Consider the following 1,736-nt stretch of genomic DNA (forward strand, 5'->3'; position numbering starts at 1 on the left):
GAGGCCACTGAAAATCCCCCCTCAAATATGAATTGGGTGAAAGTATATGGGTTGTAGAAGGAGTATTTCACATACATCTGACTACAACCTTTTTTTTGGGGATAAATTTTGGCTGCCCAAAATTGATTCAATTGAGGTATTATAGTGTATATATTGACGTTTTTTGAAAAATGTATAGGTCTGCTTCTATTTTCTATACTAATTTCAGTATTCTCTTGATATTTACTGTGAAGATAGCCATTGCCGCCTGCATTTCCATACTATCTAGTCCATATGAAGATGCACGACCAAAACCATGTCTGTTTTTTAACTCTCCATTTTTAGCTTCTACCTTGTAACGATGAGCGGATTTTTCTTTGAAGTATTCACTGTTTTCAAATTCTATCTGTTCCTTATGTGTTGAGTCATTAATTTTAATGGAGTATGTTTTACACTTGGCTCCTTCCTTATAACAACCTTCCTTTTTTGAACACGTTTTGCATTTAGTAATATCAAAATAGTAAGTGTATGTTTGGTTTTTGCCAACTCCTTTCTTCCCCTGTTTTGCACGTTTTATAGCCAGGTGCCCTGCTGGACAAACAAACATGCCTGCGTCTTTATTAAACTCAAACTCATCTTCTTTTTTTCTAGTCCCTTTGCTAACTGAAGGGTTTAGTTTTGCTACGACATTAATGTTGTTCTTCTTCGCATTTTTAAGATTCTCTTTTCCTGAATATGCACCATCTCCAATTACAGTATCAATTTCCATCCCATTTTTCTGACTTTGCTCAATGAGTTCAGGTAACTGAGGGCCATCGCCCTTTTCTCCAGAAGTTACAACGGCAGCTGTTATCAACCTTTCTTCAGTAAGTGCAAGGTGTGTCTTATAGCCAAAGAATGAGGAGTCTTCCGATTTGTGACCAATTCGGGCATCTTTATCTCTCGATAAAGTATAATGATCTTGTGTATCCTCGATTGTTTCTGTAAGTAAATTTATTTTTTCTCGAATTGATGGAATCAAGGAGATCGAGCCATCTTCAAGCAAAGTCTTGGTTAAATCTAAACAATAGTTGAGTTCATTCTCAAGATTATTGTCTTCATTTTTTTGAGGGAACTTATCTTTGTAATCTTCATCTTGTGTATAAACAGTTTTACGAAGAAGTTTTGCGCGTTCTTTTAAAACCTCAATAGCTGATAATGGATTGGATCTGGATTTTGTATGAGTTGCATCAACAATAATAGATTTTGATTTTATGATGCCCTTTTCTAATGCAATTGAAACGGTTTTGCCAATTAATAAATTGAGCAAATCGGTGTCTTTTAGTCTTAGCTTTCGAAACTTGGTTAGTGAACTGGGGTTAATGACATCTGCCTCTGGAGTCATATCTAGAAAGTACTTAAAGGACATGTCCATTCTTGAACGTTCAACCACATCGACGTCCGATACGTTATAAATACACTTTAACAAGAGGTATTTAAACATCTTAATGGGACTCTCAGCATTACGTCCATTATCATGACAATATTTCTCTGACAACTCATTGTAAATAAAACTGAAATCGATCAGTTCATTGAGTCGTCGTAAGATATTGTCTTTTGGTACGATTAAATCGTAGAGGTCCGTATAAGGACTTAAGGATAATGTTTGTTGTTGAACCAGCATGCAATCTTTTCTTTATAAACTCGAAGATACAAAAAAGCAGCAAGCCAAGGATAAAATCCTCGATTTGCTGCTTTGGTACTTTTTCAGTGGCCTC

At 35.7% G+C, this 1,736-nt stretch carries 1 protein-coding gene; it reads right to left on the bottom strand.

The window, feature by feature from the left end:
• Positions 1 to 193 precede the first annotated feature (193 nt).
• Complete coding sequence (locus tag A8L32_RS23230) at positions 194 to 1,642, bottom strand: IS1182 family transposase (protein WP_066633798.1); 1,449 nt, start codon at positions 1,640 to 1,642, stop codon at positions 194 to 196.
• Positions 1,643 to 1,736: the final 94 nt, after the last annotated feature.

The sequence above is a fragment of the Labilibacter marinus genome (assembly GCF_001659685.2).
GTDB lineage: Bacteria > Bacteroidota > Bacteroidia > Bacteroidales > Marinilabiliaceae > Saccharicrinis > Saccharicrinis marinus.

What these genes read in the sequence shown, in the direction of transcription:
- A8L32_RS23230 (WP_066633798.1), bottom strand. Translation starts at nt 1,642, where the DNA reads ATGCTGGTTCAACAACAAACATTATCCTTAAGTCCTTATACGGACCTC.